The 25,033-nt window shown below is 68.1% G+C and carries 23 protein-coding genes; 17 read left to right on the top strand and 6 right to left on the bottom strand.

All coding sequences use genetic code 11. The features are described from left to right. The first annotated feature begins 119 nt into the window (after positions 1 to 119). Genes K2R93_13670 through K2R93_13655 form a run of 4 tightly spaced genes read left to right on the top strand, consistent with a single transcriptional unit; the run spans position 120 to position 4,670 of the window. On the top strand, positions 120 to 1,109 hold the full coding sequence (locus K2R93_13670) for an NTP transferase domain-containing protein (GenBank protein MBY0490885.1): 990 nt from the start codon (positions 120 to 122) through the stop codon (positions 1,107 to 1,109). Further along, on the top strand, positions 1,106 to 2,497 hold the full coding sequence (locus K2R93_13665; protein MBY0490884.1) for a Gfo/Idh/MocA family oxidoreductase: 1,392 nt from the start codon (positions 1,106 to 1,108) through the stop codon (positions 2,495 to 2,497). Before K2R93_13670 ends, K2R93_13665 begins: the two co-directional genes overlap by 4 nt. Beyond that, positions 2,494 to 3,303, top strand: a complete 810-nt coding sequence (locus K2R93_13660; GenBank protein MBY0490883.1) for a nucleotidyltransferase family protein — start codon at positions 2,494 to 2,496, stop codon at positions 3,301 to 3,303. The genes K2R93_13665 and K2R93_13660 overlap by 4 nt, the downstream gene beginning before the upstream one ends. After that, a complete protein-coding gene (locus K2R93_13655) occupies positions 3,300 to 4,670 on the top strand; it encodes a hypothetical protein (GenBank protein MBY0490882.1) in 1,371 nt (456 codons plus the stop codon). The genes K2R93_13660 and K2R93_13655 overlap by 4 nt, the downstream gene beginning before the upstream one ends. Here K2R93_13655 and K2R93_13650 read toward each other — a convergent pair. After that, positions 4,667 to 5,071, bottom strand: a complete 405-nt coding sequence (locus tag K2R93_13650; protein MBY0490881.1) for a GxxExxY protein — start codon at positions 5,069 to 5,071, stop codon at positions 4,667 to 4,669. The genes K2R93_13655 and K2R93_13650 overlap by 4 nt on opposite strands. A 158-nt stretch (positions 5,072 to 5,229) precedes the next feature. After that, positions 5,230 to 6,435, bottom strand: coding sequence for a M20/M25/M40 family metallo-hydrolase (locus tag K2R93_13645; GenBank protein MBY0490880.1), 1,206 nt, complete (start codon positions 6,433 to 6,435; stop codon positions 5,230 to 5,232). On the opposite strand from K2R93_13645, the gene K2R93_13640 reads away from it, so the two are divergent. Next, positions 6,429 to 7,628 carry an MFS transporter gene (locus K2R93_13640; GenBank protein MBY0490879.1) on the top strand — a complete coding sequence of 400 codons (1,200 nt, stop codon included), beginning with the start codon at positions 6,429 to 6,431 and terminating at the stop codon, positions 7,626 to 7,628. The two genes, K2R93_13645 and K2R93_13640, sit on opposite strands and share 7 nt — an antisense overlap. A 63-nt stretch (positions 7,629 to 7,691) precedes the next feature. On the opposite strand, the gene K2R93_13635 is transcribed toward K2R93_13640, so the two are convergent. Together K2R93_13635 and K2R93_13630 are read right to left on the bottom strand one after the other, a co-directional pair. Beyond that, a complete protein-coding gene (locus tag K2R93_13635) occupies positions 7,692 to 7,880 on the bottom strand; it encodes a YbdD/YjiX family protein (protein MBY0490878.1) in 189 nt (62 codons plus the stop codon). Between the two features lies 1 nt (position 7,881). Further along, complete coding sequence (locus K2R93_13630; protein ID MBY0490877.1) at positions 7,882 to 9,987, bottom strand: carbon starvation protein A; 2,106 nt, start codon at positions 9,985 to 9,987, stop codon at positions 7,882 to 7,884. 117 nt (positions 9,988 to 10,104) lie between these two features. Here K2R93_13630 and K2R93_13625 point away from each other — a divergent pair, with 117 nt between their 5' ends. Next, entirely contained in the window at positions 10,105 to 11,118 is a 1,014-nt protein-coding gene (locus K2R93_13625) for an NAD-dependent isocitrate dehydrogenase (GenBank protein MBY0490876.1), read from the top strand. Continuing rightward, positions 11,111 to 11,965 (top strand): metallophosphoesterase, encoded by an 855-nt coding sequence (locus tag K2R93_13620; GenBank protein ID MBY0490875.1) that lies wholly within the window; start codon positions 11,111 to 11,113, stop codon positions 11,963 to 11,965. The genes K2R93_13625 and K2R93_13620 overlap by 8 nt, the downstream gene beginning before the upstream one ends. Here the strand turns inward: K2R93_13620 and K2R93_13615 are convergent. Continuing rightward, positions 11,943 to 13,811, bottom strand: a complete 1,869-nt coding sequence (locus K2R93_13615) for a serine/threonine protein kinase (GenBank protein ID MBY0490874.1) — start codon at positions 13,809 to 13,811, stop codon at positions 11,943 to 11,945. The genes K2R93_13620 and K2R93_13615 overlap by 23 nt on opposite strands. A 99-nt stretch (positions 13,812 to 13,910) precedes the next feature. Between K2R93_13615 and K2R93_13610 the strand changes: the two genes are divergently transcribed. Genes K2R93_13610 through K2R93_13600 form a run of 3 tightly spaced genes read left to right on the top strand, consistent with a single transcriptional unit; the run spans position 13,911 to position 16,530 of the window. Beyond that, the gene (locus K2R93_13610) at positions 13,911 to 14,996 is read left to right on the top strand and encodes a VOC family protein (protein MBY0490873.1); all 1,086 of its coding nucleotides are present in this window, start codon (positions 13,911 to 13,913) and stop codon (positions 14,994 to 14,996) included. Further along, positions 14,993 to 15,676 (top strand): dienelactone hydrolase family protein, encoded by a 684-nt coding sequence (locus tag K2R93_13605; GenBank protein MBY0490872.1) that lies wholly within the window; start codon positions 14,993 to 14,995, stop codon positions 15,674 to 15,676. Before K2R93_13610 ends, K2R93_13605 begins: the two co-directional genes overlap by 4 nt. Positions 15,677 to 15,696: 20 nt before the next feature. Continuing rightward, positions 15,697 to 16,530: a SprT-like domain-containing protein gene (locus K2R93_13600; GenBank protein ID MBY0490871.1), complete on the top strand. Its 834-nt coding sequence runs from the start codon at positions 15,697 to 15,699 to the stop codon at positions 16,528 to 16,530. A gap of 67 nt (positions 16,531 to 16,597) precedes the next feature. Here K2R93_13600 and K2R93_13595 read toward each other — a convergent pair whose 3' ends face one another. Continuing rightward, positions 16,598 to 17,827, bottom strand: coding sequence for a hypothetical protein (locus tag K2R93_13595; protein ID MBY0490870.1), 1,230 nt, complete (start codon positions 17,825 to 17,827; stop codon positions 16,598 to 16,600). Between the two features lie 185 nt (positions 17,828 to 18,012). On the opposite strand from K2R93_13595, the gene K2R93_13590 reads away from it, so the two are divergent. The 7 genes from K2R93_13590 (at position 18,013) to K2R93_13560 (ending at position 24,983) form a co-directional block, all read left to right on the top strand. Then, positions 18,013 to 18,477 (top strand): hypothetical protein, encoded by a 465-nt coding sequence (locus tag K2R93_13590; protein MBY0490869.1) that lies wholly within the window; start codon positions 18,013 to 18,015, stop codon positions 18,475 to 18,477. Between the two features lie 39 nt (positions 18,478 to 18,516). Continuing rightward, complete coding sequence (locus K2R93_13585; GenBank protein MBY0490868.1) at positions 18,517 to 18,930, top strand: hypothetical protein; 414 nt, start codon at positions 18,517 to 18,519, stop codon at positions 18,928 to 18,930. Positions 18,931 to 18,942: 12 nt separating this feature from the next. Further along, positions 18,943 to 19,098, top strand: coding sequence for a hypothetical protein (locus tag K2R93_13580; protein ID MBY0490867.1), 156 nt, complete (start codon positions 18,943 to 18,945; stop codon positions 19,096 to 19,098). 623 nt (positions 19,099 to 19,721) lie between these two features. Beyond that, positions 19,722 to 20,960, top strand: coding sequence for an acyl-CoA dehydrogenase family protein (locus K2R93_13575; GenBank protein ID MBY0490866.1), 1,239 nt, complete (start codon positions 19,722 to 19,724; stop codon positions 20,958 to 20,960). Positions 20,961 to 21,172: 212 nt separating this feature from the next. After that, on the top strand, positions 21,173 to 21,928 hold the full coding sequence (locus tag K2R93_13570) for an electron transfer flavoprotein subunit beta/FixA family protein (GenBank protein MBY0490865.1): 756 nt from the start codon (positions 21,173 to 21,175) through the stop codon (positions 21,926 to 21,928). A gap of 3 nt (positions 21,929 to 21,931) precedes the next feature. Beyond that, a complete protein-coding gene (locus K2R93_13565) occupies positions 21,932 to 22,921 on the top strand; it encodes an electron transfer flavoprotein subunit alpha/FixB family protein (protein MBY0490864.1) in 990 nt (329 codons plus the stop codon). A 10-nt stretch (positions 22,922 to 22,931) separates the two neighbouring features. Then, positions 22,932 to 24,983, top strand: coding sequence for a (Fe-S)-binding protein (locus K2R93_13560; GenBank protein ID MBY0490863.1), 2,052 nt, complete (start codon positions 22,932 to 22,934; stop codon positions 24,981 to 24,983). The last annotated feature ends 50 nt before the right edge of the window (positions 24,984 to 25,033 follow it).

Raw genomic sequence — 25,033 nt, 5'->3', positions numbered from 1 at the left:
GCTTCCGGCAAACCGAACGGCGACGCCCCTCCCGAGGGCCGTCGCCGTTCTGCATTTTGGGGAGATCCTTCCTCCGTGGCTCGCGGACCCCAGACCGCCCACTTCCAACCCGGAACTCCATGAAGGTCATTATCCCGCTCGCCGGCAAAGGCACGCGCCTTCGCCCGCATACGCACGTCGTCCCCAAGCCCATGCTCAAGGTCGCCGGGCGACCGGTCATGAGCTACGTGATGGACGATGTGCTCAAGCTCGGAAACGTCGAGCAGGTCGTGTACATCACCGGGCATCTGAAGGAGAAGGTCGAGGCGTACGCCAAGGCCACCTATCCGATTCCCAGTGTGTTCGTGGAGCAGGCCGTCCAGGATGGCACCGCCGGCGCGGTGGCGCTCGCCAAGCCGTACATCGACGCCCCGGTGCTCATCATCTTCGTCGACACGATCTTCGACGCAGACCTGAGCATCGTGAAGGACAGCACCGACGACGGCATCATCTGGACCAAGGAAGTCGAGGACTATCAGCGCTTCGGTGTGGTCGTGACCGATGAGAACGGCCACATGACCAAGATCGTGGAGAAGCCGAAGACGCCGATCTCCAAGCGCGCCAACATCGGCCTCTACTACATCCGCAACTGGCAGCTGCTCCTCGAAGGCATCGCGCATGTGCTGACCACGGCGCCCAACAAGGGCGAGTGGTATCTCACCGACGCCTTCCAGTACATGATCGACAAGGGCGCCAAGATCAAAGTCGTGGACGTGGAAGGGTGGTACGACGCCGGGCAGCTCGAGACGCTGCTCGACACCAATCGCGTCATGCTGGAGAAGGGGCGCGCCCGGAAGCCGGCGCAGTTGGGTGAGGGCGCCACGATCGTGGAGCCGGTCTACATCGAGGATGGCTGCACGATCGAGCACGCGACGGTCGGGCCGAACGTGTCCCTGGGCGCCGGCAGCGTGGTGAAGCACAGCACGATGCGCGATACGGTGGCCGGCGAGAAAGTGACGATCACCAACAGCACGTTGCATGACTGCTTCCTCGGCGACAGCGTGGTGGTCGAGGGGGTGAAGGGCCGCATGACGATCGGCGACCACTCCGAAATCCGGGGGGATGCGTGAGCGAGCTCTCCCGCCGCGATCTGCTGAGCGGTGCCGCCGCCGCCGCGGCCGCGGCCCTCACGGCCACGCCGGCGCGCCTGCTGGCGGCCACAGATGACTGGCGCGTCGACCTCGCGCCGCCGGTCGCGGCCGGCAACGGCTCCATGCTTGGCGTGCCGTTCGAGAAGCATGAGAAGGTGCGCTTTGCCATCGTCGGCACCGGCTTGCGTGGGCGGAGCGTGCTCAACGAGCTGCTCGCCATTGAAGGCACGGAGATCGTGGCCGTCGCCGACATTGTGAAGGACAAGGCCGAGCGGGCGGCGGCGATGTGTGTGAAGGCCGGTCGCAAGGCGCCGGAGCTCTACACGAACGGGGAACGGGACTACGAGCGCCTCGTCAAGCGCGACGACATCGACTTTGTCTATACCGCCACGCCGTGGCCGTTTCATACGCCGGTCGTGCTCGCCGCCATGCGCGCGGGCAAGCATGCCGCCAGCGAAGTGCCGATCGCGATGAGCCTCGATGACTGCTGGGAGCTCGTCGAGACGTCCGAAAAGACGCGCAAGCACTGCCTGATGATGGAGAACTGCTGCTACGGCAACAGTGAACTCACCGTGCTGCGCATGGTCCGCGAAGGGGTGTTCGGCACGCTGCTGCACGCCGAAGCGGCGTATCTGCACGATCTGCGCGAGATCCTCTTCGAGAATCGCGACGAAGGGCTGTGGCGCCGCATCCCGCACACGCAGCGCAACGCGAACTTCTATCCCACGCATGGGCTCGGGCCGGTGGCGCAGTATCTGGGCATTCACCGGGGCGACAAGTTCGAGTACATGGTCTCGATGTCGAGCGGGGAGGCCGGCCTCACCGAGTGGCGTGAAGCCCACGAGCCCAAGGATAGCCCCAAGTGGCAGGAGAAGTACGTCGCTGGCGACATGAACTCGTCGCTGATCAAGACGGCCAAGGGGCGCACGATCCTGCTGCAGCATGATGTGGTGAACCCGCGCCCGTACTCGCGGCTCAACAACCTCCAGGGGTCGAAGGCGATCTTCAACGACTATCCGCCGCGCCTGTACATCGATGGCGCGCCGGGCGGCGAGAAGTGGACGCCGCTCTCGGAGTTCAAGGCGAAGTACGAGCATCCGCTCTGGACGGCGATCGGCGATCAGGCTCGCAATGGCGGCCACGGCGGCATGGACTTCGTCATGGCCTACCGCTTGGTGCAGTGCCTGCGGCAAGGGCTGGCGCCGGATTTCGACGTGTACGACGCGGCGGCGTGGAGTGTGCCGTTTGCCTTGAGTGAGATCTCGCTCAAGAAGGACTCGGCGCCGGTGAAGTTCCCCGACTTCACGCGTGGCGCGTGGCGCACGTCTACCGCCCCGCAGGGGCCGAGCCACATCGCTGCCCCATGATTCGGACCGCCGCCATCCTCGCCGCCGGGCTCGGCTCGCGCATGCGCCGTGCCGATGACGCGGCGCAGCTCGACGATACCCAGGCGAAGGTGGCGGCCAGCGGCGTGAAGGGGATGATTCCCATCAAGCGCCCGTTTCTGGAGTACGTGATCTCCGCGCTCGCCGATGCCGGCCTCGAGCACATCGTACTCGTGATCGGCCCCGATCACGACGCCATCCGCGAGCATTTCACGCAGGGCGTCACCACCGAACGGGTGCGCATCTCGTTCGCGGTGCAGCCCACGCCCATCGGGACGGCGAATGCGGTCGTGACCGCCGCCGAGCATATCGGCGACGAAGCCTTCTTGGTGCTCAACGCCGACAACTACTACCCCGTCGAGGCCTACCGGCGTCTGGCCGCCGAAGCGACGGCCGGTACGATCGCCTTCGATCGCCACGCGCTCGTCGAAGGCGGCAACATCGACCCGGAGCGCGTGCGGGCGTTTGCCGTGCTGTCGGTGAGTGACGCTGGTTGGCTCACCGGCATTGTCGAGAAGCCGGGTGACGCGCTCGACCTGGCGAGCGAAGCCGCACGATGGGTCGGGATGAATCTGTGGGCCATCACGCCGGCACTCGTGAGTGCCTGCCGACATGTGCCGATCAGTGTGCGCGGCGAGTACGAACTCCCCGAGGCGGTAGGGATGGCGGTGCGCGAAGGCGTGCCGGTGCGCGCGGTGCGGATGGCGGCGGCAGTGCTCGATCTGAGTCGCCGCTCGGATATCGCGGGAGTCGTCGCGCGGCTCGAATCCATCGAGCCGCGGCTGTGATCAGCCCCACGCTGGTGCGTCAACCGCTCGAGCACGCCGGCTTCCCGCCGGCGGTGCTCGAGGCGTATCGCGCGCTGGCGGCCGAGGCACACGGCGCGCTCGATGAAGCCGGCGTCCCCGCCGACGCGCGCCGCACGTGGATCGTCCCCGGCCGCATCGAAGTGCTCGGCAAGCATGTGGACTACGCCGGTGGTCGCTCGCTTTTGTGCACGGTGGAGCGGGGCATCGCCATCGTGGCGCGGGCACGTGACGACCGCACGGTGGTGTTGCGTGACGCGCGCCGTCGTGAGGCGCTGCAGCTGTCGCTGCATCAGCCGTCGAAGGGGCATATCCCGTGGTCGGTGTACCCGCGCACCGTCATCAATCGCCTGGTCCGCAACTTCGGCGACGCGGTGCAGGGCATGGATGTCGCGCTCGCCAGCAACCTGCCGCCGGCCGCCGGCGTCTCGAGTTCGAGCGCGCTGACGGTCGGGCTCACGCTCGCGTTCACGGCGGTGTCTCAGCTCGAGGCGCATCCCCTCTGGCCGCAGGCCATCGTGGACCGCGCCGCGCTCGCCGGCTACGTGGGCGCACTCGAGAATGGCAACGACTACGGCGTGCTCGGTGGCGAGAAGGGCGTGGGCACGCTCGGCGGGGCACAGGATCAGACGGCCATCCTGTGCAGCGATCAGGGGCGGCTCGATGTGTTCTCGTGGGCGCCGGTACGCTACGAGCGCAGTGCCCCCTGGCCGGAGACGCACGCCTTCGTCGTCGGCGTGAGCGGCGTCGTGGCCGCCAAGACGGGCGCGGCCAAGGAGCGCTACAACCGCGTCGCGCGCACGGCGCATCGCATCGTGGACGCATGGAACCAGCACGCGGGGCCACCGGCGCGAACGCTGCGTGAAGCCTTCACCGCCGCCGCCGGCGGGGCGGTTCCGACCGATGTGCCGGACGCGCTGCGGGCCGCCGTCGCACAGGCGGGCAGCGCCGACTTCACCGTCGCGCATCTCTCGGCGCGCCTCGATCAGTTCTTCGAGGAGACGTTTGTGCTCGTCCCTTCGGCGGCGGACGCACTCGATCGTGGCGACATCGCCGCCTTCGGTTCCATCGTGGATCGCTCGCAGGCGGGTGCCGAGCGCGCGCTCGAGAATCAGATCGCCGAAACGGTGCACCTCCAGCGCTACGCCCGCGAACTCGGCGCCGACGCCGCGAGCGCCTTCGGCGCCGGCTTTGGCGGGAGCGTGTGGGCCATGATCCGCACCGACGACGCCGAGAAGTTCGCCGCCCGCTGGCGTGAGAAGTACCTCCGCACCCACGCCAACGCCTCGCAGCGCGCCCTCTTCTTCGTAACCCGCCCCTCACCCCCGGCGTTCGAAGTCGTCGACTAGCTGTCGCCCGGCTCAGGCGGCACGCGGAAGTTCACCACGCGATCAATGCCATCAATGGCCCGCTCGAGCCCCATGTTCACAACAAGCCCGTGCCGCAGCTTGAGGCAGCGCAGGTAGGTGAGGACCTGGCGGCTGTGGATCGGCGCCACTCGCTCAGTGCACTTGAGCTCGACCACCAGTTGGTTCTCGAGGAGCATGTCGAGCCGGTACGCCTGCTGGTAGACCCGTCCCTTATATGGGACCGCAAGCAGGACCTGGGTGGCGACCTGGCAACCAGCGAGTCGGAGCTCGTCTACAAAAATGGCTTCGTAGGTAGACTCGAGCAGTGAAGGGCCGAGCTCCTTGTGCACATCAATGGCGATGCGAGTGACGAGCTCGATCAGGGAATTGGCGGAGGACATGCTCTCAGGCTATGCCTTCGCGTCATCGCGATGTCACTGGCCGGTGTTGAACTGATCACATCCGAGGCATCCGAGGGATCCAAGTCTCCTTAGCATGGCGAGACGCCCCCTTGAACGCCTTGGATCTCTTGGATGTCTTGGATGCGATCAGTTCAATCCTACGCCGCCAGCGCCACCACCAGGCGCAGGACGCGCTCCAACCCCAGTTCCGCGTGCTCGTCCGAGTACCACTCGGCTTCCGTATGCGCGCCACCGCCGGTGCCGCCGGCGCCGATGGCGAGGGCGGGGATGCCTCGGGCGAGGGGGACGTTCGCATCGGTTGAGGCGATCGCTGCGCGTGGCGTTCGGCCGACGCGCTCGGTGCAGGCGGCGGCGAGTCGCACGAGGGGGTGATCTGCTGCGAGTGCGCCCGCGGGGCGGTCGCCGAGGGGGCTGAGCGCGATCGTGAGCCCCCGCGCATGGGCGTGGGCGAGGCGCACCAGCTCCTGCTGCACGCGCGTCAGCGCCGCTTCCGACGAGGAACGCAGGTCCACATCGAGCCAGCCTTCGCGCGGGATCGCCGTGAGGCACTCGCCGCCGTGCATGCGCGTGACCTGGACCGTCGTGCGCTCGTGCGGACGGCGCTGACCGTCGGCGTGGAGGGCGGCGATGGCGGTGAGCAGGCCGCCCAGCGCATGCAGCGGGTTGGCGACCTGCTGCTGCACCCAACTGTGGCCGCCCGGTCCGCGCAACGTGATACGGAGGCGGCGTGAGCCGACCGCGTGATGAATGATCGCGTCGTCGCCCGGACCATCGATGGCGATCGCGGCGGCCGGGACGATGCCGGCCTCGCTGGCGCTGTCGAACCAGTGGCGCGCGCCACGCAGATTGCCTTCGCCTTCCTCGCCGACCGTCGCCACGAGATGCACCGGGCGTTGCAGGCGCTGACGGATCGATGGCGCCTGGAGCGCGTGCGCCAGCGTGAGCAGCGCGGCAAGACCACGACCGTTGTCGCCAATGCCCGCCCCGCGCACGTGCCACCCCTCACGATGCATCGGCGTGGGGACGCCATTGGCGTAGACCGTGTCGAGATGCGCGAGGCACACCACGGGGGCGGCGCGATGGGCGTCCACCACGCGTGGTGACACGGTGGCGCACACATTGCCCACCGCGTCGCGCGTGACATCGAGCCCCGTGATGTGGTGGAATCGCCGTTGCAGGTGATCGGCCCGGGCGCTTTCGTTCCCGGTGGGCGCCGGCACATCGGCCAGCGCCACCTGCTCGTCGAGCACCCACGCCCGACGTTTCCGCCACGCGCCGTACAGAGTGGTTTGCCACTCCGGATCGGCGCCACGACCGGGCGCTGCCAGCACTTCAGGTGACATCACCCACTCCTCCCACGCGCTGGCGGCCGTCGCGGAACGTGCTGGCGCTCTCGGCGGTGAGCCTGCTCACCGACGCCTCGAGCGAAATCATCGCGCCGCTGCTGCCGCTCTTCTTGGTCGGGACGCTGGGCACGTCGGTGCAGATGGTCGGGGTGATCGAAGGCGCGGCCGAGGCCGTGGCGTCTTTTCTGAAGCTCGCCAGCGGATGGTGGTCAGACCGTGCGGCGCGGCGCAAGCCGCTCATCGTGGCCGGCTACAGCATCGCCTCGTTGGTCCGCCCCCTGGTGGCCGTGGCGCAGACCGGCGGGCAGGTCCTCATGATCCGCCTCATCGACCGTGTCGGCAAGGGGATCCGCGGGGCGCCCCGCGATGCGCTGATCGGTGAATCCACCGAGCCCGAGCATCGGGGGCGGGCCTACGGCTTCCATCGCGCCTCCGATCACTTCGGCGCCGTGGTGGGGCCGCTGATCGCCCTCGCCTGTCTGAATTGGTGGCACCTCCCCCTCCGTCAGGTCTTCTGGGTCGCGGCGGTCCCGGGAGTGTTCGCCGTGCTGGTGGCGCTCCGCTTCGTGGCCGAATCGCCCGGTCGCACCTTCGTCGTGCGCGAGCCACGGGAGAAGCCCGCGACGCCCCTGCCACGCGCGTTCTGGCACGTGGTCGGCCCGGTGGTGCTCTTCACCCTCGGCAACTCCACCGACGCCTTTCTGCTGCTGCGCGCCTCGCAGCTCGGCGTGCCGACGCCGCTCATCCCGTTGCTCTGGGTCGCGCTGCACGTGGTGAAGAGCGCGTCGAGCACCCCCGGCGGCGCCCTCAGCGATCGCGTGGGGCGAAAGCCCCTCATCGTGAGCGGCTGGCTGCTCTACGCGGCCGTCTACGCCGGGTTCGCGCTCGCCACGAGCACCTGGCACGCCTGGGCGCTCTTCACCGTCTACGGCTTCGTCTTCGGCCTCACCGAGGGCACCGAGAAGGCCTTCATCGCCGACGTCGTCGGCCCCACCCATCGCGGCACCGCCTTCGGTTGGTACCAGGGTCTCATCGGCGCCGCCGCACTGCCGGCGAGCGTGCTCTTCGGGGCGGTGTGGACACGCTGGAACTCGGCGGCCGCCTTCAGCATGGGCGCGTCGCTGGCCCTGGCGGCGGTATGGATGGCAACCGTCCGAATAGCCGCCGGTCACCCACAACCCACGACCTAGAACACGAAACCCTAAACCGATCAGTTTAGGGTTTCGTGTTTTTGGTCGTGGGTTGTGGGTTTCTTAACAGCAGCGGTGTCCCGCCCGGGTGTACTTGGCTTTCCACCGCTCGTGCGCGAACGTCTGCTGATCCAGCGGTGTGCATCCGGGATAGTTCGCGCGCATGTGCGCGAGGTAGGTGTCGTAATCCGGCGCGCCCATGATGCGACGCACGATCACCGCCACTCGGCGCAGACGTTCACGCCACGTCATGTCAGGCCGCCTCCTCGCGGAGCTGGGTGAGCACGAACGGCGACTCGCTGGTCTGCGCCGCCTTCTTGCCGCTGGTGACCTTGAGCCACTCGTTGATCGACGCCGTCAGGATCACCACGACGGAGATCAGGAAGAAGATCGCCACGCCGGCGTCGAGCCGGTCGTTGAAGATCATCCGCTGCGCGGCTTCCACCGACTTGATGTTCGCCGGCAGCGTGTTGCTGGCGATCTGCTCACCCAGGACGCGCGCATGGGCCAGGAAGCCCATCTTCGGGTCGCTCGAGAAGACCTTGGTGATACCGGCCGTCATCGTCACGATCACCAGCCACACCATCGGAATGAGCGTCACGTACGCGTACTTCTGCTTGCCCATCTTGATGATGATCGTGGTGCCCACGCAGAGCGCCACCGTGGCGAGCAGCTGGTTCGAGATGCCGAAGAGCGGCCAGAGCGAGTTGATGCCGCCGAGGGGGTCGGTGACGCCCTGGTAGAGGAAGTAGCCCCACATGCACACGAAGAGCGCGCTCGTGAAGATGCTCGCCGGCGTGGACGACACGCGGCCCAGCGGCTTCCAGACGTTGCCCAGCATGTCCTGCAGCATGAAGCGGCCGACGCGCGTGCCGGCGTCGAGCGTGGTGAGGATGAACAGCGCCTCGAACATGATGGCGAAGTGGTACCAGAGCGCCATCGCGCCCGGGCCGCCCATCGCCTGCGCGAAGAGGTGCGCCATGCCCACCGCCAGCGACGGGGCACCGCCCGTGCGCGACAGCAGCGAATGCTCACCCACCTGTTGGGCCAGCAGCTCGAGCTCGGCGCCCGTGATGGGCTTGAAGAGCGCCCAGTTGTTGATCACATCCGCCGCGCCCGCCGCCGTTGTACCGATGACACCCGCCGGCGAGTTGATGGCGAAGTAGATGCCCGGGGTCAGCACGCAGGCGGCGATGAGCGCCATGGTGGCCACCAGCGACTCGGTGAGCATCGAGCCATACCCCACGAGCCGTGCATCGGGCTCGCGGCGGATGATCTTGGGCGTCGTGCCCGAGGACACCAGCGAGTGGAAGCCCGAGATGGCCCCGCAGGCAATCGTCACGAACACAAACGGGAAGAGCTTGCCGGCGAACACCGGGCCCGTGCCGTCGATGAACTTGGTCACGCGCGGCATCTCGAGCGGCGGCAGCACGATCAGAATGCCGGCTGCCAGCGCGATCACCACGCCGATCTTCACGAACGCCGAGAGATAGTCGCGCGGCGCGAGCAGCAGCCACACCGGGAGCACCGAGGCCAGGAAGCCGTAGCCCATCACACCGAGCGAGATCGTCGTGGCGCTGAGCGTGAACACCGGCGCCCACGTGGGGCTCTCCGACACCCACTTGCCGGCGTACAGCGAGAGGGCGAGCAGCACGAGGCCCATCGCCGTCGTCTCTAACACGGCACCGGGGCGGATCCACCGCATGTAGACGCCCATCAGCAGCGCGATGGGGATCGTCAGGCCGATCGTCACGACGCCCCAGGGGCTGTCGCGCAGCGCATTCACCACGATGAGCGCCAGCACCGAGATCAGGATGATCATGATGCCGAGTACCGAGATGAGCGCGGTGGCACCGGCCAGCGTACCGATCTCCTCCTTGGCCATCTGGCCGAGCGACTTGCCGTCGCGGCGCATGGAGGCGCAGAGGATCACGAAGTCCTGCACGGCGCCACCGAGCACCACCCCGACCAGGATCCAGAGGGCACCCGGGAGGAAGCCGAACTGGGCCGCGAGGGTGGGACCAACCAGCGGACCGGGGCCGGCAATGGCGGCGAAGTGGTGACCGAACGTCACCCACTTGTTCGTGGGGACGAAATCGCGGCCGTCGTCGAGTCGCTCGGCGGGGGTGGCCCGCTTGGCATCGAGGCCGAAGATGTCGTGGGAGATGATGCGGCTGTAGAACCGGTAGCCGATCATGTACGTGCAGACGGCGGCGACGAGCAGCCAGGCCGCACTGATGGATTCGCCCTGAGACAGGGCCACCGTCGCGAGGGCGCCGGCGCCAAGGGCGGCGACACCGAGCCAGGGAAGGACTTTGAGCACGCGGGGGACGCCGAGGTGGGAAAGGAGGTGGGACAGCCGATATGCGCTCCGGAACCGGCCGTTGTCAATGAACGCGGACCCCGAGGGGGGCGTTGTCCCGCCCGGCGCCCCGGGACCCGCTGAAAGCCCCCGCGCAGGTGGCTATCATGAGGGATGCCCACTCCCGTGACCCTGATCCCCGGCGATGGCATCGGCCCGTCGATCGCCGAAGCCACCGTCCGCATCCTGGCCGCTGCCGGCGCCGACATCGAATGGGACCGCCAGGTCGCCGGCATGGCCGGTGTCGCCCGGTGGAACGACCCCATCCCCGACGCCACCCTCGATTCCATCAAGCGGACCCGCGTGGCCCTCAAGGGGCCGCTCGAAACGCCGGTCGGGGAAGGGTTCCGCTCCATCAACGTGGCGCTGCGCAAGACCTTCGATCTCTACGCGAACGTGCGGCCGGCCTACACGATCGTTCCCGGGCGCTTCGAGAACATCGACATCGTGCTCGTGCGCGAGAACACCGAGGGGCTCTACATCGGGGTCGAGCACTACGTCCGCATCGGCGATGACCCCAAGGCGGCGGCCGAGTCGGTGGCCATCATCACGCGCGAAGGGTCGGAGCGCATCGTGCGCTACGCCTTCGAGTATGCGCTGGCGCATGGCCGCAAGAAGGTCACGCTGGTCCACAAGGCGAACATCCTCAAGTTCTCGCAGGGGCTGTTCCTCGACGTCGGCCGCATGGTGGCCCGCGAGTACGAAGGGCGCATCCAATTCGAAGAGCGGATCATCGACGCCATGGCGATGCACCTCGTCATGCGCCCCGAGCAGTTCGATGTCGTGGTGACGACGAACCTGTTCGGCGACATTCTCTCCGACGAGATCTCGGGGCTCGTGGGCGGGCTGGGGCTCGCGCCCGGGGCCAATATCGGCAAGACGGCCGCGATCTTCGAAGCCGTGCACGGCACCGCCCCCGATATCGCCGGCAAGAACATCGCGAACCCCGGCGCGCTCGTGCTCGCGGCGTGCATGATGCTCGAGCACATCGGCGACACCGAGCGGGCGCATCGCATCCGCTCGGCGTTCGAGCGCACGATTCGCGAGGGAAAGGTGCTCACGCGCGATCTCGGCGGCACCGCCGGCACCGATGCGTTCACCGATGAAGTGATCGCGAACCTTGGCTGATACCCCGCCAACCGGCGGCGTGCGCATCCTGCACGTCTCCGATATTCACTGCGGGCACCCGTTCCGTGAGGCGCACGTCAACGCGGCTCTGGACGTCGCACGGGCCGGCTCGTGGAGCGCGATCGTGCTGTCGGGTGACTTCTCGCAGCGTGCGCGCGATGTGGAGTTCGTCGCCGCGCGCGCCATCGTGGATCAGTTTCGCGCCGTCGCTCCCGTGCTGACGGTACCGGGGAATCACGATGCCGCATGGTGGCATGCGCCGTTCGGCTACGGTGACTTCACGAAGGTGCATGCGGGCTACCGGGCCCACATCCATCCGGAGACCGAGCCCACGCTGCGCGTCCCCGGCGTCTCCATCGTGGGGCTCAACTCGGCGTGGGGCACGAACCCGCCCGCGCTCACGTGGTATCCGCGTGACTGGCGCGTGAAGGGCGGGCTCACCGCCGCGCAGCTGGCCGATGCGCAGGCGCGGCTCGCGGCCAGCCCGGCGGGCGATCTCCGGCTGCTCGTCGTGCACCACAACGTGGTGAAGGGGCGCCTGTCGCGCCGCTGGGGGCTCAAGCGCCCCGAGGCGGCGCTCGACGCCATCGCGGCGATGCCGGTGGACGTGGTGTGCACCGGACACGATCACGAAGAGCGCATCGAGGTGGTCGAACGGCGCACCGGCCGCTTCCTGCTCAGTGCGGCCAACACGCTCTCGAGCCGCATGCGGGGGCACCGCCCCAGTGCCCTCAACGTCATTGAGCAGCGCGACGGGGCCGTCACCGCGACCGCCTGGGTCTATGACGCCGCGACCCGACGTTTTGCGCCGGGCCCGACGACCGCTACCGCGCGCCGCTCGTCGTAGGCGCAGCCGGCAGCGCCGCGGTCTCGCCGCGGAAGAGCCGCTGCGTCGCCAACTGCTGTTCGATGGTCTGCAGCAGCGTGCCCATCTCGCGTTGGGCATGCTCCAGCGCGCTGCGGAAGAGGCCGCGATACCAGAGGAAGCAGGCGCCAGCGCCCATGACCGCGCCGAGCGCCGCGAGGGCGGCGGTCGCCACCGGTCCCGGCGCGAGGTACTTGGCGACGGCACTCGCCCCACCCACGCCGGCGATCAGCGCCGACCCCGCCATCATCGCGAGATCGAGCTTGAGGTTGGTGCGAAGCCCGGGGCGCAGGTCACCGGTGATCACCACTTCGCACATCGGCGCGGCGGCCGTGCCGCGCGGCTGCAGCGTGACGTTGAGATCGTAGAGCTCGATCTGCTCGAGTCGCATGGCCAACGCCTTGTCCTTGTCGGCCATGACGAAGGGATTGACATAGGCCTCCTTGAACCTCGGCATCCGGAATCGCATGATGCCGCCGTCGAGCGGATGCCCATTCACCGTATCGAGCAGCGCCAGCTTCGCGGGATGCGTCGTGAACACCTGACCCAGCGCCGCGAGCACGTCCTTCGGGGTGCCGGGAATGACGCGGCTGACCGACAACGCGCGGTCCGGCGTCCCCATGAACAAGGTCAGGCGACGATCTTCGGCCTCACTGCTGGCGCGGATGACCTGACCACTCGCGCTCCGCGCCTTGATCTCGGCGAGCGCCAGCGCGACGTACTGTCGCGAGATCCCGGCTTCCACCGCCGCGGCCTCGACATCGCGGACGCGATACTGTCCGGTATCGACCACGGCGGCGCTGTTGCTGGCGCCCGCAGACACGCGCGCGTGCGCTCCGGTATTCGCGCTCCGCAATGCCGCCGACCGCTCCATGCGATGCGCCGCTTCCGCCTGCAGCTGCGCGGCGCGCTGCCACACTGCCAGCGCATCGTCTTCGCTCAGCACGCCGCCGGGGGCGGCATCGGCCGCGGCCTGCTCGGTGGCCTCCGCATCACGCAGCGCCGCATCAAGCGCGGCGGCCACGGCGTCGGCGGTGGGATAGCGTTGCGCCGGATCCTTGGCGAGACACTTCTCGATCACGGCCACCACGCTCTCCGGCACGTGCTCGGCGATCGTCGCGAGCGACGGGGCGGGGCGGGTGACATGGGCCACGAGTACGCTCTGCGCCGAGCCGTCGAAGGGCGGCGTGCCGCTCAGCGCGTGAAAGCCCACGCAGCCGAGCGCATAGATGTCGCTGCGGCCGTCGAGGGCTTCGCCCGAGGCCTGCTCGGGGCTCATGTAGTGCACCGAGCCCAGCACGTTGCCCATCTGGGTGAGGCCGTTGGCATCGCTCGCATCGCGGGCGATCCCGAAGTCGGTCACGACGGCACGCCCCGACTCCCGATCGAGGAGGATGTTGTCGGGCTTGATGTCGCGGTGCACCACCTGGCGCGCGTGCGCGTAGGCGAGCCCCCACGACACCTCTCGCAGGATGCGCACGACATCCGAGACGGCGAGTCGCCCACGCTCGCGGAGGCGGTCGCCCAGCGACTCGCCGTTGATGTACCGCATCGTGAACCACACCACGCCGTCGGTCTCGTCGGCCCGATATACATCGATGATGTGCGGGTGCTCGAGGCGCGCGCTCGTGCGCGCTTCGCGAAGGAAGCGCTCCCGCTCCTCGGCGTTGGCCTGATCGGCGAGCAGTACCTTGAGGGCGACGAGGCGATCGAGAAACCGATCGCGGACGAGCCAGACGGCGCCCATCCCGCCGGCGCCAAGCAGGCGGACAACGTCGAACTGGGCGGCGAGACCGGCGGGCAGGGCGGCGGGAGATGAGGCGGGCATAATGGGACGAAAACTATCCGGAATAGGCTTGCGGTTCCTCAGGGAAATAGTATCTTAGTGCTAAGATATAAACGCCCGCGCGACGGGCAGGAGGACCCCGTGTCCATTCTCGGTCTGCATCACATCACCCTCGTTGCCGCCAATGCGCAGCGGACGGTGGACTTCTACACCCGCGTCCTTGGGCTGCGGCTGGTCAAGACGACGGTCAACTTCGATGACCCGGGGAGCTATCACCTGTACTTCGCCGACGAGATCGGTGGCGCGGGGACGGTCGTCACGTTCTTCGAATGGCCGACCGCGCCGCGCGGCCGGACCGGGATCGGCGGCACCCATCATCTCGCGCTGCGCGTCGCCGATCGGGACGCGCTGCTGCGCTGGAAGCGCCGGCTGACCGATCTCGGCATCCGCATCATCGGCCCGTACGATCGGCAGTACTTCACGAGCATCTACTTCCGTGATCCCGATGGCGTGATCATCGAGATCGCGACCGACGGGCCGGGGATGCTCTACAATGAGGCGGTCGGCGTCGTGAACGACGCGCTACCGCATCGCACGCCGCCCCGTGAGCTGGTGAAGGGCGGGCGCGACGAAGCGGCGATCGCGGCGCTCACCTGGCCGGAGCCGGTCACCACGATCGACGCCGCCATGGCGCTCACGCGCGGGTTGCATCATCTCACCGCCATGACCACGGATCTCGAACGGACCGACGCGTTCCTGCGTGACACGCTCGGCATGACGCTCGTGAAGAAGACCGAAAACTTTGATGACCCCGGCACGCGGCACTGGTCGTGGGGCAGTGCCGATGCCCGCCCGGGTTCGCTCGTGACGTATCTCGAGCGCCCCGCCACGGAACGGCGCGCGCAGATGGGCACGGGGCAGGGTCATCACTACGCCCTCGCCGTCGCCACGCCCGAGATCCAACTCGCGATGCGGGATCGGCTGCTCGACGCCGGTCATCGGGTGTCGGCGGTGATGGACCGCGTGTACTTCCAGAGCATCTACACCCGCGATCCCGATGGGCACATCGTCGAGCTGGCCACGATGGGCCCCGGCTTCCTGGTGGATGAACCGGTGGCGACGACCGGCTCCACGCTGCGGCTGCCGCCGTGGCTCGAGGCGCAGCGGGCCGAGATCGAGCGCCGCCTCCCAACCCTGACGCGTCCTGAGTGGATGGTGGCCGTATGAGTGCCTCGCCGAGTGGCCCGCATGCGCAGGAGGTCCCGCTGCTGGCCGGTGTACCACTGACCGAGGCCTCCCACGCGCTCGTGCTGACGCACGGGCGCGGTGGGAGCGCGTCGGGGATGCTCCCCATTGCCCGCGCGGCGAAAGCCACGGGCGCGGCGCTGATCGCGCCCGTGGCGGCGGGGCAGAGCTGGTATCCCGATCGGTTTCTCGCGCCCATGCCGCGCAACGAGCCCTGGCTCTCGAGCGCCCTCGAGCGCGTGGAGGCGGCCGTGGCGCTGGCGACCGCGGCCGGCATTCCACGTGAGCGCGTCATCCTCGTGGGCTTTTCGCAGGGCGCCTGTCTCACGCTCGAATACGTCGCGCGACAGGCCCAGGCCGGTGCGCGCTTTGGCGGCGTAGCGGCCTTCGCCGGCGCGCTGATCGGGAGCGATGACGAAGCGGCCCGGTGGCTGCACGCACCACCCGCCGGTTCGCTCGCGGGCACGCCCGTGTTGCTCGCCTGCGGGACCAGCGATCTGCACATCCCGGAGGCACGCGTGAGGCAGAGCGCTGAGGTGTTCACCGCACTCGGCGCCGCGGTCGATCTGCAACTCTATCCGGGCGTCGGCCACGACATCGTGGGCGACGAGATCGAACGCCTCACCGCCATGGTGGCGGCGGTGGTTGCTGCCGTGGCGTAACCCCGTCATCTTTCGCCGCCATGGCGATTGAGATGCAGCTCGGGTTGTTCGGGTTCGAGGAGGCGCCGCTCGCGGCGCCGGCCTCTGCGTCTCCCGCCACGTCGTCGGCCGCGCCATCCGCACCAGCGCCGTCGCTGGTCGTCACGCCGCCACCGCGCGAAGCGCCGGACGAACGTCGGGCCATCGGCCGCACCGCCATCCGCGCGCGCACGGCGGTGCTCTTCAGCCGCCTGCAGGAGATGGGGCTGCGCGGTGTGGAGACGCTCGTCCTGATGCGCACGCGCACGGTGATGGTGTCGCTCATCGGTCGAACGCTGCGGGTGCACGAAGGGTACGCCGAAGCGCCTGAATCGGTGCTGCGCGCCATCGTGGCCTTTGCGGTGGCGCGCAACAAGCACGAACGGGCAGCGGCCAAGGACGTCATCCTGGCGCACGACGTGGAGCGGGCGCCGGCGGCGCGTCGCGATGAACCGGCCCGTCCGGGCGACGTCGCGCTGATCGCCCAGCTCACGGAAGCGCATCGGCAGCTCAACGCCGAGTGGTTCAGCAACGCGCTGCGCGCCATCCCGATTCGTCTGTCGGGACGCATGGCCACGCGGCTCGGCCATTTCGATCCCGGATCGCGGCATACGCCGTCCGAGATCGTCATGTCGCGCAAGCACATTGCCAAGCACGGCTGGCGCGAGGCGATGCATACCTTGCTGCACGAGATGGTGCATCAGTGGCAACACGAGACCGGGCGCCCCGTCGATCACGGCCCCGATTTTCGTGCGAAGTGCCGCGAGGTGGGGATTACCCCCGCGGCACGACGTGACGTGACGCCGCTCGAACGCAAGCGCCGGCAGATCGTCTGATCCAATGCACACGGCGCCGCCATCCCGAAGGATGACGGCGCCGTGGTCGTGACTCCGCTCTCCGGTGTTACGGTGAGACGGTGCCACTGCGCGACGCGAGCTTCACGAGCGCGCCTTCATCGAACTTGCCAGTCCCACTGTTGAAGCCGTTCACGATGCCGGTCTGCGTGAACGCCCAGTTGGTGCTCGACGACGCCAGTCCCCAGCTCGTCTGGAATCCGCTCACGCCGCTGAAATCGGGGAGGGTCATCGTCCAGCTGCTCGAGGCGCCGGTGTAGCCGCGCGTCATCGTGACCGTCCACGAATTGCTACCCGTGGTCGACTGGGTGTATCCGATGCCCAGCGCGTCGCCATACTCGCTGCTCCAGGTGCCGGACGCGCTGAACCGCACGTAGGGAGAGGACCCGAGTGACGCGGGCGTGAGCGCCGGTGCCGCGGCCCCGAGCGTGACGGACCGGTTCGCGATCTGCTGATTGTAGAGCAGGACCGAGCGATAGGAGCTGATGGTCGAGCCCGACGAGTTCATCGCCGACACCGTAACCAGATGCTGATCGCCTGAGGTCAGCAGGCTGTTCGGGATGCCGTACACCGTAAGCGCCGCCGCGCCACTGATGCTCACGGACGAGAAGGATCCGGCCGACCCGTTCGCCGTGGTGAAGATCGCCGCGGCCTGCGTGAAGTTCTCGCCCGCGAGGTTGGTGATCGTGTACGTCCCGCTTGCCGGGGCCACGCCTTCCGTGCCGAAGTCGATGGCCGGAATGGTGGAGGTGTAATTCACATTCCGCCGGAACACTACGCGGTCGGGCTGGGAGGTGAAGGTCGTGAGATTGATCGCGCTGCGCACTGCCACCAGATCGGTTGTGCCGAGTGGACCGTTGGTGATGGTGTACGGGCCGTTGGCGCTCGGTGACGCGCTCACGTTGCCGAGGGCGATCGTCGCCGTGTTGGTGCCGAGGGCCAACCCGGCGACCGTACCGGTCAGATTCTGACGCGCCTTGTTCGTGGTGCACTCCTGCGCGCCGGAGTTGGTGAACTCGGTGGCGGTGCCGTACTGCACGGTGACATCCGTCCCGCCGCCGCTTCGCGCGATGGCATAGGCCACGCCACCCACCGACGACACCGAGAAGTTGTACACGCGCGTGCTGCTGCCGGTGGGCGTGATGGTGGTCCAGCTCCCGCTCGTGCCATTCTGCACCGCGAACCAGGTCGGGAAGCGATCGCTCGCGCAGAACGTCCAGTTCACATTGCCCGATCCGCCGCCACTCGCGGTGACGGTCAGGGTGAGCGAGGTCGACACCGTCCCCCGTCAGCCCCGCGCCGGCGCCGCTCACGGTGATCGGGAAGGAACCGGCGGTGGCTCCGCCCGCCACGGCCAGCGTGAGCGTGGAGCTGTTCCCGGTGGTGTTGTTCGGCGCGAAGCTCGCCGTCACGCCGCTCGGCAGTCCGCTCGCCGACAGCGTCACCGCGCCCGCGTAGCCACCTGTGCGCGTGATCGTGACGGTGCTGGTCGCGTTGCCCCCCTGCGCCGCGCTCGCGGCGGTGGCGGCGAGCGAGAAGCCCTGCGCCGCGGTGACGGTCGTACCGATCGTCGCCGTCGCACTGCTCACACCCGTGCCGGTCGCGGTCACGGTGATGGTCTGCGCGCCAAGGGTCGCACCCGCCGCGGCGGTGAGCGTCAGCGTGCTCTGGAGCGTGGCGCCGCTGAGCGTGGCTGGCGCGAAGGCGGCCGTCACGCCCGTCGGCAGATTCGTCGCCGCCAGCGCCACGTCACCGGTGAAGTTCGTGCGCGCGAGCGTGATGGTGCTGGTGGTACTGGCGCCCTGCGCGAGCGTGACCGCGTTCGGCGCCGTGGAGATGGTGATCGACGGCGCGGCGGTCACGGTGAGCGCGACGGTGGCCGTGGCGTTCGCCACTCCTGTCCCTGCGGCCGTCACCGTGAGGTTGTAGAGCCCCGGCGTCGTGTTCGCCCCCACGGCGAGGGTCAGCGTGCTCCCGGTGTTCGGCGCCGAGAGGGTCGTTGGCGACAGCGTCGCCGTGGTACCCGTGGGCGCGCCCGTAACCGTCAGCGCTGCATCACCGGCAAAGCCGCCACTGCGCGTGATCGTAATGGTGCTGGTGCCGTTCTGCCCCGCCTGCACCGACAACGCCGCCGGCGCGGCCGACACCGAGATCGTGGGCGTGCTCGACGCCGTCACCGTCAGATTCACCGTCGCCGTTTGCGAGGTGACGCCGGTGCCGGCCGCCGTCACCACCACCGGATACGTCCCGGGGGTGGCGTTGGTCGCCGCGGTGAACGTCAGCGTGCTGGCCGTGACGCCGGTGCCCAGGCTGGCCGGCGCAAACGCCGCCGTGATGCCGGTGGGCAACTGTCCCGTGGTGAGTGTGACGGCATCGGTGTAGCCGCCGCCACGCGTGATCGTGATGGGGACCGAGGCGGTCTGCCCCTGTGTGACGGAACTCGTGCCGCTCCCGGCGGTCACCGTGATCGTCGGCGCGGGAATGGTGAGCGTGAACGGGAGCGATGCCGTGGCGATCCCCGTGCCGCTCGCCGTCGCCGTGATCGTGTAAGTCCCCGGCGTTGCGGTGGCGCCAACCGTCACCGTGATCGTGCTCGACGTGGACCCACTCGGCACGGTGGCCGGGGCAAAGTCCACCGTCACGCCCGTCGGCAGCCCCTGGACCGCGAGCGTCACCGGTCCGGTGTAGTTCGAACGGATGATCGTGATGGTGGACGTTTGCGTGGAACCGCGCACCATGGTCAGCGACGTGCTTCCGGAGCCACTGATGCTGATGCTCCCCTGCGTGGTATTCGTGGGGCCGGCATCGCTCCCGCCGCCACACGCCGTGAGCAGCGCCGCGCCCAGCGCTGCGAGCCAGCGCCGCGAGGTTCGCAGGGTGGGGAGCATTCGTGAGCGCGGCGCCTGGAGGCGCGGCGCTCGGTGGCGCATCAGTGCGCGGGGAACGGTGAGCATGGCAACAATCCGCAAAAAGGAGCACGAGGTCCGCCCAAAGCCGTGGCGGACGAAATGAACGTGCGATAATGTGCGGTTCGATTCGGCTGTTCATAAGGGTGGAATTACCCCCGTCTTTCGCCGAATTCCGGCTCGGTAGACGAGCACAGCCATACGCGCCGACTACATTTTTGAGATCATGCCGGGGCATGTCGCCCCGTTCCCTCTGCTGCTCCGACCATGGCCACCGACGCTCTCACTGCCGCCGCTGTTCCGGCGCTCCCCTCGGTCGAACTGACCGCGCATCCGGGCGATCTCTTCAACATCGATGCGGCCCTCACGGAAGAAGAGCGCGCGATTCGCGACACCATCCGCGCGTTCGTCAACGAGAAGGTCCTGCCGATCATCGGCGACTGCTACGTGCAGGGGCGCTTCCCGGATGAGCTGATCCCCGAGCTCGCCGAACTCGGCGTCCTCGGAGCGAACCTCCCCGAGGAGTACGGGTGCGCCGGGCTGTCGAGCGTGGCCTACGGCCTGATCATGCAGGAGCTCGAGCGCGGTGACTCGGGCATCCGCTCGTTCGCATCGGTGCAGGGCGCCCTGGTCATGTATCCGATCTTTGCGTTCGGCAGCGAGGAGCAGCGACGCACCCTGCTCCCCAAGCTGGCGAAGGCCGAGTTGATCGGCTGCTTCGGCCTCACCGAGCCCGACTTCGGCTCCAATCCCTCGGGCATGATTACGCGCGCCCGCGAGCAGGCGGATGGCAGCTGGATCATCAACGGCGCCAAGATGTGGATCACGAACGGCTCCAAGGCCGACATCGCGATCGTCTGGGCCAAGACTGGCGACAGCACCGACGACACGTCGATTCGCGGCTTCGTCGTGCCGACCAACACGCCCGGCTTCCAGGCCCGCGACCAGAAGGGGAAGCTCTCCCTCCGCGCGAGCGATACGTCGGAGCTCGTGCTCACCGACGTGCACGTGCCGGCCGATGCCATTCTCCCCAACTCGAAGGGGCTCAAGAGCCCGCTCATGTGCCTGACGCAGGCGCGGTACGGCATCAGCTGGGGCGTCCTCGGCGCCGCGATGGCGTGCCTCGAGGAAGCGGTGAGCTATGCGAAGAGCCGCGTGATGTTCGACAAGCCGATCGGCGGCTTCCAGATCCAGCAGGTGCGTCTCGCCGACATGCTGACCGAGATCACCAAGGGGCAGCTGGTGTCGCTGCACCTCGGGCGCCTCAAGGATGCCGGCAACTTCACGCCGGTGCAGGTGTCGCTGGCCAAGCGCAACAACGTGGATATCGCGACCAACTGCGCCCGCGAGACGCGGCGCCTGCTGGGCGGCAACGGCATCCTGGCCGAGTACTCGGCGATGCGCCACATGGCGAACCTGGAGAGCGTCTACACGTACGAAGGCACCCACGACGTGCACTCGCTCATCCTGGGCCAGGCGCTCACCGGCCTGAACGCCTTCAAGTGAGCCCCGCCGCGGGCCAACGCTGGATCTGGCCCGCTCGTTATTGATGGCGGGCCAGGGGTTAGTTAAGTTCTGAGAAATCCGGACGGTCCCTTCGACAGGGGTCGTCCGGATTTGCAAATATGACGGCACCGTCGCATTGTGGCGGCCCGTACCCCTCCCTAGCTTCCCCTCGGCAGTTCCTTTCCCACCTGACTTCTGACGGAGCGACCGCGGTGAAGATCGCCGTGTGCATCAAGCGCGTCCCCGTGATGGAAACCAAGTTCGCGATCGCGGCCGATGGCACGCGTGTGGACGAAACGGGGCTCAAGTACGACGTCAACGACTTCGACCTGTGGGCCATTGAAGCGGCCCTGCAGCTCAAGGAAAAGAACAACAACGCCGGTGAGGTGGTGGCGATTTGCCTCGGCCCCGACGCGGCGCAGGAGCAGATCCGCAAGGCGCTCGCGATGGGTGCCGATCGCGGCGTGCTGCTGCAGGCGGCGGCCGTGCCGGCCGATGGCCTGTCCATCGCCCGCGCCCTGGCGGCCGAGCTCAAGGACGGCGGCTACGATCTCGTGCTCTTCGGGCGCATCGCCATCGATTCGATGAATCAGATGACGGGCCCGATGGTCGCGGAGCTCCTCGACCTGCCGTGCGTGACGAACGTCTTCAAGCTCGAGATCAGCGGCACCAGCGGTCGCGCGGAACGCGCGCTCGAAGGGGCCAGCGAAGTGGTGGAGTTCCCGCTCCCTGCGCTGCTCACGATCGACGACGGGCTCAACAAGGAACGCCTCCCCAGCCTCAAGGGGATCATGGCCGCCAAGAAGAAGCAACTCGATGTGAAGCCGGCGCAGCTCGGCGACGCGAAGGTGACGGTGGCCAAGATGGCGCTGCCGCCGGAGCGCGCGGCGGGTCGCATTCTGGGTGACAGCGCGGCCGCGGTGCCGGAGCTCGTCCGCCTCCTCCAGACCGAAGCGAAGGTGCTCTGACCCATGGCCAACGTTCTCGTATTCGCAGAAGTGCGTGGCGGTGAGCTGCGCAAGGTGGCGCTCGAGGCGGTGACGGCGGCGCGTGCGCTCGCTGATCTCTCGGGTGGCGGCAGTGTGCACGCCGTGCTCGCTGGTGCGGCGGGCATCTCGGCCAAGGCCGGTGCACTCGCCGAGCATGGCGCGGACAGTGTGCTCGTGCTCGAACATGCCGGCTTCACGCAGTACAACCCGGAAGCGCTCGCCGCGACGCTCGCGCAGCGGCTCGGCAGCGGCACCTACGGGTACGCGCTGTTCAGTGCGACCGCGCAGGGACGTGATCTCTCGCCGCGTGTGGCCGCCAAGTGTGGCGTGGGGCTCGCGGCCGATCTCACCGGGTTCACGGTGGAGGGCGGGGTCGTGCACGGCCAGCACTTCAACATGAACGGCAAGACGATCGCCACGCTGGCCCTCGCGGGCACGCCGGCGATTCTCTCGGTGCGTCCGTCGGCGTTCCAGCCGGCCGCTGCGGCGAAGCCGCTGGCAACGGAAGCCATCACGTCGGCTACCGATCCGTCGGCGTCGCGCGTGAAGGTGGTGGAGCTCAAGCAGGGGAACACCGGCAAGATCGATCTCGGCGACGCGCCGGTGGTCGTGGCTGGTGGCCGTGGGCTCAAGGCCGCCGAGAACTTCAAGCTGTGTGAAGACCTCGCGGAAGCGTTCGGCAACGCGGCGGTCGGTGCGACGCGTGCGGTGACCGATGAAGGCTGGCGTCCGCACTCGGATCAGATCGGACAGACCGGGCGCAATGTGAGCCCGAACCTGTACATCGCGGTCGGCATCTCCGGCGCCATTCAGCATCTCGCCGGCATGCGCACGTCCAAGACGATCGTCGCGATCAACAAGGACAAGGACGCGCCCATCTTCAAGGTCGCCGACTATGGCATCGTGGGCGACGTGTTCGAGATCATGCCGGCGCTGACCGCCGCGGTGAAGGCCGCCAAGGCACAGGGCTGACCGGATGGGTGTGCAGAATGCCGTCTTTGCGGTGATCCTCGCCGGCGCCCTGTGGATGTTCTCACAGCAGGCGCAGCGGCTGGTCCGCTGGCTCAAGCTGGCGAAGCCGGAGAATCGCACCGATCACCCGGATGTTCGCACCCGGAACTTCCTGCTGATCGGGCTCGCGCAGACCAAGATCCTGCGCGATCCGCTGGGCGGCATGATGCACGCGCTGGTGTTCTGGGGCTTCTGCGTGCTGGGCCTCGGTACCGTGGAGATCATGATCCAGGGGCTGTACACGCCCTTCACCTGGAGCATGCTCCTGCCGGACGTGCTGTACACGATGTTCGTGTTTTCGCAGGAGATCTTCGCCGTCTTCGTGCTCCTGCCGGTGGGGTACCTGCTGTACCGCCGGCTGGTGATCAAGCCGCGCCGCTTCACGGTGGACGCGGTGCACAGCGGCGAGGCGGTCCTCATCCTGAGCGTCATTGCCGGGCTGATGATCACGCTGCTGCTCCTCTTCGTTGGCGAAGGGATGCAGCCCGGCGCCAATCATAGCGGCCATGTGATCAGCGGCCTGCTCCTGCCGCTCTTCAGCGGCATGAGCGCCGAGACCGCCGAGGTGATGGCGCGGGTGAGCTGGTGGCTGCACGCCCTGGGCATTCTGTGGTTCCTGAACCACCTGCCCAAGTCGAAGCACCTGCACGTGCTGACGTCGCTCATCAACGTCTGGTTCTCGAACACGAGCGGCCCGGGGCGCGTGGGCGCCATGAAGCCGATGGATCTCGAGGCCGAAGACGCCGAGCAGTTCGGCGCGTCGGATGTCGAGCATCTGTCGTGGAAGAACCTGCTCGATGGCTACTCCTGCACGGAGTGCGGCCGCTGCACGGCGGCGTGCCCGGCGAACATCACCGGCAAGATGCTGTCGCCGCGCATGATCGTGGTGAAGACGCGCGCGCGCCTCACCGAGAAGGCGAGCGTGCTCGACGCCGTCGCGGCGGCGGGTGGGACGGCCACGGAAGAGCAGACGGCGGTCCTCGACAAGAAGCTGCTCGACAGCTGGATCACCGAAGAGGAGCTGTGGGCCTGCACCTCATGCCGCGCCTGCGTGATGGAGTGCCCGGTGAGCATCGACCAGCTCGAGATCATCAACGAGCTGCGTCGCGACCTGGTGCTCATGGAGTCGCGCTTCCCGGAGGAGATTCAGCCGGCGCTCACGAGCCTCGAGCGCAACGGCAGCCCCTGGGCGTTCAGCGCCTCCGATCGCGAGAAGTGGGCGGAGGGGATGAACATCCCCACCATGGCGGAAATGGCGGCGAGTGGCGAGAAGCCCGACATCCTGTTCTGGGTGGGCTGCGCCGGCTCGTTCGACGATCGCGCCAAGAAGATCACGGTGGCCTTCGCCCGCATTCTGCAGGCGGCCGATGTGAAGTTTGCCATCCTCGGCCAGGAAGAGACCTGCCATGGGGATCCGGCGCGCCGTATGGGCAACGAGTATCTGTATCAGATGCTCGCCAAGGGCGTGATCGAAACGCTCAACGGCTACGACGTGAAGACCGTGGTGACCTTCTGTCCGCACTGCTTCCATCAGATGGGGAAGGAGTTCCCGGACCTCGGCGGGCACTACGAAGTCATTCACCACACCGAGTACATCGAGCGCCTGCTGGAGTCCGGTCGCGTGCCGCTCGATACCGAGCATGGCCAGCGCCTCAAGGTGGCGTACCACGACTCGTGCTACCTCGGCCGCTACAACGACGTCTACGACGCCCCGCGCAATACGCTCCGCAAGGCGCTGCCGGTCGTGGAACTCGTGGAGCCTGCGCGCACCAAGAGCCGCGGCCTGTGCTGTGGCGCCGGCGGTGGCCGCATGTGGATGGAGGAGAACACCGGCAAGCGCGTGAACGTCGAGCGCACCGAGGAGCTCCTGGCCACGGGTGCCGATCAGATCGCGGTGGCGTGTCCGTTCTGCATGACGATGATCACCGACGGCGTCACTGGCGCAGGGAAGGAGGTGCCGGTGCTCGATATCTCCGAGGTGGTGGCGGCGCGGCTTGTCTCGCAGCCGGCTGCGGTGAGCTGAGAAGACTTGCTGGGAACTGCTCGCACAGAGCACACAGAGTCACAGAGAAC

Source organism: Gemmatimonadaceae bacterium (assembly GCA_019752115.1).
Classification (GTDB): Bacteria; Gemmatimonadota; Gemmatimonadetes; order Gemmatimonadales; family Gemmatimonadaceae; genus Gemmatimonas.
This window is presented reverse-complemented; position numbering and strand designations above follow the sequence as displayed.